The following is a 5,730-nucleotide window of genomic DNA, read 5'->3' as shown; positions in this document are numbered from 1 at the left end:
CCCCATGACCTCGGTCGGCCCGGTGGACCCCGCCGCCGCTGCGAGGACGCCCGCCTTCGGCGCGTATCTCGACTACGGGCCCCGCGGCGTCCAGCGCATCGACGAGCTGAGCAAGTGGCTCGGCGGGGCCGAGCTGCGGGTCGGGCACACCTACCTCCCCGGCGACCTGTGGACCAACATCGAGGGCACCCCCGGCTTCCTGGAGGACTGGGCGAGGTGGCGCAAGGAGAAGGACGACAGGCTCTTCGTCCTCAACGTGCCGATGCTCGAGCGCAACGAGGAAGGCGTCGGCGACGACGAGGTCGCCGGGCTGCTGCGGCAGGGCGCTTCCGGCGGCTTCGACCGCCACTTCCGCGCGCTCGCCGAACGTCTGGTCGACCTCGGCGTGCCCGACACGGTGATCGTCCTCGGCTGGGAGATGAACGGCACGACCTACACCCATCGCTGCGGCCCGGACCCGGAGTCCTGGAAGAGGTACTGGAACAGGATCGTCACCACGATGCGTTCGGTGCCCGGACAGAAGTTCCAGTTCGACTTCACGCCCAGCAGAGGGCGTGACGCCATTCCGTGGACGCAGTGCTATCCGGGTGACGATGTCGTCGACATCATCGGCATGGACTCGTACGACCAGCCGCGCGGAATGTCGTTCGACGAGCAGATCGAGGAGCCGTACGGACTCCAGGAGCACGTCGATTTCGCGGCGGCGCACAAGAAACCCATCTCTTATCCCGAATGGGGGCTTTTCCGCAACGGCGACAACGAAGAATACATGCGCCGGATGCTGAAATGGATGGACGAGAAGAAGCCGCTCTACAACACGGTGACCGACTACTGCCCGCACGGCGTGTGGCAGTGCAAGGAGAATCCGGCGGCCTCGGCGGTCTACCGCGAGCTGCTCTCCGGCCGTGACGGCACGCCGGACGTGCCGCCCGGACCGGTGCTGCCGACCGAGTGCTCGCCGCTGAACCTCGGTGACTGGGTCGAGGATTGGCTCGGCGGGAGGGTGTGCATGCGGCTCGGCTGGTGGAAGGGGGAGCGGCACTCCTGAGCCGGACGCTCCTGAGCCCGCCGACCCTGAGCCCGCCGACCCTGAGCCCGCCGACCCTGAGGCTGCCGCCCCTGAGCCCGCCGCCCCTCACGAGGAGGCCCCGCTGTCTCCACGCCGCGCCGCCCGCTCGCGCAGCCGCTCCTTCGCCCACCGCCGGGCCGACGCGTCCCAGACCGCCGCGGCCAGCAAGGGGGCCGTACGGCCGCGGGCGAGGAGGAATCGCTGGTTGGTGACCGGGTCGGGGCGCCAGTGGTGTTTGTACGGCTCGTCGCCGCGCAGCAGGCTCAGGGCGCGCCGCTGCTCGCCGCCGGTGTGGCGGGTGCACGCGTCCAGGAGCATCGTGGCGACGTCCACCTTGCGCTCCCGCAGCCGGGGGTGGGCGCCGTACAGATAGCCGCCCGCCAGCGAGCCCGAGAGCAGCGTCAGATCGGCGGCCATCACCTCGCCGTCCAGGCGGAACTCGGTCAGCACCGCCTCGCCCGCCGCGACCATCGGCCGCATCGAGCGCAGCAGGTGCTCGCGGAACCGGGGCCGCAGATGCTCGGACGTCACCTTCCGGCCGCGCCACTGCAGTTCGTGCAGGTGCAGCAGGGTCCGTACGGACGCCTCGACCTCGTCGGCGGGCACGGTGCGCGCCTGCACGCCCAGCTTCGCCAGCTTGCGCATCTTGGCCCGGGTGCGCTGGGCGCGCGGTGTCGGCAGCCGCTGGAGCAGCTCCTCCATGGGCAGGGCGGGAAGCTCCAGGCAGGGCGAGTCGGGCAGCGCCCGCTTGGGGCCCGGCCAGCGTGCGTGGACGCGCTCCACGCAGGCGCCGGGGCGGGCCTCCCCGAAGTCGATCAGCGCGGTCCCGGCCAGCGCGTGGAGCCCGGTCACCAGCGCCTCGGTGGCGTCCTCGCGCGCGGAACCGTCCACCAGCACGTCCGCGAAGTCGGAGATCGCCCCGCCGAGCGGCTTCAGCGCCGGGAGCGGGCGGTGCACCCGCATCAGCGGCGCCGCGGCGATCAGCCGGTCCCCCTCCCGGACCAGGAGCACCCGCAGCCGCCCGGGCCGCCCGTACGACCGCCACCAGGAGGAGAGCCAGGCGTGGCTCTGGAAGGGCGTGGCCGCCTCGCAGGACCGGTACAGCCGCCCCCACGGCTCCGCAAGCGCCTCGAACTCGCCCTCGTCCACGCACAGCCGCGTCCTGAGCAGGCCCGCCTCCGTCACCGTGCTCACGGCGCGGCGCTCCTCGCGAGGGCGGACGCGGGGCCGGGGACGGCGGCCCCGGCGGTCGCCTCCGTGCGCCCCCGTGGACGTACGAGAAGGGCGAGGCCGCCGAGGAGACCGCCCGCGCAGCCGCCGACCAGGGTCGTCACCCCGGTGGAGAGCGAGGACGGCGCGTCGGGCTCCAGCGCGCGGGAGAACGTCAGGAGCTTGACCTGGGTGCTGTCCTTGGAGTGGTTGGCGCTCTTGGCGAGCGAGCGGGCCACCGCGTCGGCGGTGACGGCCGCGGCCGAGGGCCTGGCGGAGACCGCGGAGATGGCGATCATCGGCGCGTCGGGGGAGGTGGCCACCTGGACGGTGTCCCGCAGCTCCGTGGCCGACACGCCCGCCGCCACCTGCGCGTCGCCGAGCACGGCGAGCTGCGTCGCCACCCGTCCGTAGGCCTGGGCGAACCCGAGCGCCGACGCCGGGTCGGACTTGGCCTGCGGTACGGCGACGACGTAACTGGTGGCGGTGTACTGCGGCGTCTGGAGCGCGCCGTACCCGGCACCGGCGAGGACGCCGAGGGCCGCGCAGGCGGGCAGGGGCCACCAGCGGGGCAGCCGCGCGAGGCGGGCGCGCAGGGCGTCGGTACGCGGGCGCTCTTTCGCGGATTCGCTCATCGGGGGTTCACCTCCGGGGTCGGGCCGGGGACAACGGACGCGTAGACGCGCATCAGCTGTTCGGCGCTGCGGGTGATGCTGTAGTGCCGCACGGCGGCCGGTGCGGGGCGCCGCGGCAGGAGGGCGGTCCGCAGGCCGTAGAGGGCCTGCGCGAAGGAGTCCGGGTCGCTCGGGCAGTACGTGGCGTCCGCCCGCGCCCCGGCCGGGAAGCCGTCCACGGCGGGGCACGAGGCGTAGACCACGGGAAGCCCGCAGGCCAGGCCCTCCACGAGCGCGAGCCCGAACGCCTCCTCGGGGGAGGGGGAGGCCAGGGCGTCCATCGCGGAAAGCAGCGAGGGCAGACCGGGCGCACCGCCACCGTCGCCGCCGCTCTCCTCGTGGGCGGCCTCCCCGGCGAACCGCACCCGCCGCGCCAGGCCGAGCCGGTCGGCGAGGCGCCGCAGCTCCTCCTCCTGGGGGCCGGTGCCGACCAGCAGGACGACGATGTCCTCCGGGAGCTGGGCGGCCGCGTGCAGGAGTACGTCGAAACGCTTGCCGCCGGTCAGCCGCCCCACGCCCCCGACGACGAACGCCGCGTCCGGCAGTTCGAGGCGGCGCCGGACGCGGACCCGGGCCGCCGGGTCGTACCGGAAGCGCTCCACGTCGATGCCGTTCGGCACCACCCGGATGCGCTGGCGGGGCACTCCCCAGCGGTGCAGGCGCTGCCCGACGGCGGGGGAGACGGCGACCGTCATCCGGCCGAGGCGCTCCCCGGCGAGGTACAGCGCGCGGACACCGGCGCTCAGCGGGCGGCCCTCCATCTGGGTGTCGCCCAGGGAGTGTTCCGTGGCGACCACCGCGCGCACCCCGGCCATGCGGGCCGCGACGCGCCCGTACAGGCAGGCGCGGTACAGGTGTGTGTGGACGGCGTCGTACCGCCCGGCCTTGATGAGCCGGGCCAGCCGGGGCAGGGCGGGCAGGTCGCGGTTGCCGGACATGCCGAGGTCGGTCACCTGGGTGCCGTCGGCGACGATGCCGCGTGCCACGCTGCCCGCGTTGGTCAGCGTGACCACGTCGCAGTCGGCCGGCATGTGGCGAAGGAGCAGGCGCAGTTGCAGCTCCGCGCCGCCCACGCCGAGGCCGGTGATGATGTGCAGGACCCTCATCCGGCGACCGCCGAGCGGTCCAGGGCGCGGTGCCTGAGCCGGTTCGTCCACAGCTTCAGCCGCAGGCGCGGGGCCGTGTCGTTCTGGCCGATGTGTACGCGGGGCAGCGCGAAGGGGCCGGAGAGGGGGCCCGGGTCGATCGCGCAGGCGTAGCGGTAACCGGCGTCCCGTACGGCGTTCCTCACCCGCTCGTCGACGTGGCCGTAGGGGTAGCAGAAGCCCTGCGCCTCGGTGCCGGTCAGGTCGGCGAGGGCCGCGCGGCTGTCGCTGATCTCGCGGTGCAGGAGCTGGTCGTCGGCCCGGGTGAGGTCGACGTGGGTCAGGCCGTGCGAGGCGATCTCCATGCCGTACTCGGCGGCGCGGCGGATGCCCGCGGCGCCCAGGAGCGGCTTGCGCGGGCCCTTGGGGTCCCAGGCGTTGTCGCCGTCGAGGCGGCCCGGCAGGACGAACAGGGTGGCGGTGCAGTCGTGGCTCCGCAGCAGCGGGACCGCCGCGTCGACGAAGTCGCGGTACCCGTCGTCGAACGTGAGCCCCACGAGGCCGTGCTCCTGGCCGCGCGCGCCCGCGTCCAGGAGCTGGCGCATCGAAACCCCGCGCAGGCCCTGGCTGCGCAGCCACCGCAGCTGCGCGGCGAGGCGGTCGGGCGAGACCGTGATGCGGTACGGATCGTCGGAAGGGTCCGCCACGGAGTGGTACATCGCGATCCACGCGCGCGTACGGGGCGGCCTGGTGCGCAGGAACGGCTCCGCACCGGACGGGGAGGACGGGGTGAGGTCAACGGACATGACGGACCTTTCCTCTGACGGAGCGAAGGGCGGACGGCCAGGGCTGTGCGCCCAGGAGCAGGCCGAGCAGCACGAAGGAGACGGTGACCACCGAGAAGCCGGCGAGGACGGCGAGGGCGGGCTGCCCGATCCGGCCCGCGCACAGGGCGCCGAGCACCGCCGCGCCTCCGGCGGCGATCACCAGACGGCCCAGCTGCCCGGCGACCGCCCGCGTCCTGACCGGCACCGTGCGCGGGCCCATGCCGCGCAGCAGGAGCAGGGCGCTGACGCAGACGCCGGTGGCGTTCGCGGCGGCGATGCCGTGGACACCCCAGGTGCCGACGCTCAGGAAGCCGATGCCCGCGGTGGTGACGATGCCGACGAACATCGCGAAGAACGGGACCCAGGTGGTACGGGCGGCGGCGAAGTGGGCGCGGGCGAGCGCGCCCACCAGGGTGTGGCCGAGCAGGCCCAGCGCGTACACCCGCATGACGGACGCCGTGGTGGCGGTGTCCGGCGCGGTGAAGGCGCCGCGCTGGAAGAGCAGTTCGATGAGCGCGGGCGCGGCGGCGATGACGGCGGCGGTGCCGCACAGGACCACGCAGCCCGCGAGGACGAGGTCGCGTTCGACGCGGTCCCTGGCGCGCTCGGTCTCCCCGGCCGCCAGCGCGCGGGCGAGCGTGGGGAAGGTGACCGTGCACAGCATGAGGGAGAGGACCATCGGCATCTGCGCGACCTTCTGCGCGTAGTTCAGATGCGAGATGGCCCCGGCGGGCAGCGAGGAGGCGAGGAAGCGTTCGATGAGGACCTGTGACTGGCGGCAGAGCGCGAAGAGCAGGACGGTCCAGATGATCGCCGTCTGAAGCGCCTTGTCCGCAGCCGCGCCCTTCGCTCCCGCTTCTTTCGCC

At 73.9% G+C, this 5,730-nt stretch carries 6 protein-coding genes; 1 reads left to right on the top strand and 5 read right to left on the bottom strand.

What is annotated here, in order from left to right; genetic code table 11:
- A partial coding sequence (locus tag GKQ77_RS26285) for a glycoside hydrolase family 26 protein (RefSeq protein WP_219691409.1) occupies nt 1-1,048 on the top strand: 1,048 nt, incomplete at its 5' end.
- A gap of 87 nt (nt 1,049-1,135) precedes the next feature.
- Here the strand turns inward: GKQ77_RS26285 and GKQ77_RS26280 are convergent.
- The 5 genes from GKQ77_RS26280 to GKQ77_RS26260 all read right to left on the bottom strand — a co-directional run.
- Entirely contained in the window at nt 1,136-2,263 is a 1,128-nt protein-coding gene (locus tag GKQ77_RS26280) for a GNAT family N-acetyltransferase (protein WP_219691408.1), read from the bottom strand.
- Nucleotides 2,260-2,913 (bottom strand): YveK family protein, encoded by a 654-nt coding sequence (locus GKQ77_RS26275; protein WP_219691407.1) that lies wholly within the window; start codon nt 2,911-2,913, stop codon nt 2,260-2,262. The genes GKQ77_RS26280 and GKQ77_RS26275 overlap by 4 nt, the downstream gene beginning before the upstream one ends.
- A complete protein-coding gene (locus tag GKQ77_RS26270) occupies nt 2,910-4,058 on the bottom strand; it encodes a glycosyltransferase (protein WP_219691406.1) in 1,149 nt (382 codons plus the stop codon). The genes GKQ77_RS26275 and GKQ77_RS26270 overlap by 4 nt, the downstream gene beginning before the upstream one ends.
- On the bottom strand, nt 4,055-4,756 hold the full coding sequence (locus tag GKQ77_RS26265) for a polysaccharide deacetylase family protein (protein ID WP_219691410.1): 702 nt from the start codon (nt 4,754-4,756) through the stop codon (nt 4,055-4,057). The genes GKQ77_RS26270 and GKQ77_RS26265 overlap by 4 nt, the downstream gene beginning before the upstream one ends.
- Nucleotides 4,757-4,832: 76 nt before the next feature.
- The coding region (locus GKQ77_RS26260; protein ID WP_308117794.1) for a lipid II flippase MurJ at nt 4,833-5,730 on the bottom strand (898 nt) is incomplete at its 5' end.

The sequence above is a fragment of the Streptomyces anatolicus genome (assembly GCF_019400875.1).
GTDB lineage: Bacteria > Actinomycetota > Actinomycetes > Streptomycetales > Streptomycetaceae > Streptomyces > Streptomyces anatolicus.
Note: the sequence above shows the minus strand (reverse complement) of the source record. Positions and strands in the feature narration are given on the sequence as shown.

What these genes read in the sequence shown, in the direction of transcription:
- GKQ77_RS26275 (WP_219691407.1), bottom strand. Translation starts at nt 2,913, where the DNA reads ATGAGCGAATCCGCGAAAGAGCGCCCGCGTACCGACGCCCTGCGCGCC.
- GKQ77_RS26270 (WP_219691406.1), bottom strand. Translation starts at nt 4,058, where the DNA reads ATGAGGGTCCTGCACATCATCACCGGCCTCGGCGTGGGCGGCGCGGAG.
- GKQ77_RS26265 (WP_219691410.1), bottom strand. Translation starts at nt 4,756, where the DNA reads ATGTACCACTCCGTGGCGGACCCTTCCGACGATCCGTACCGCATCACG.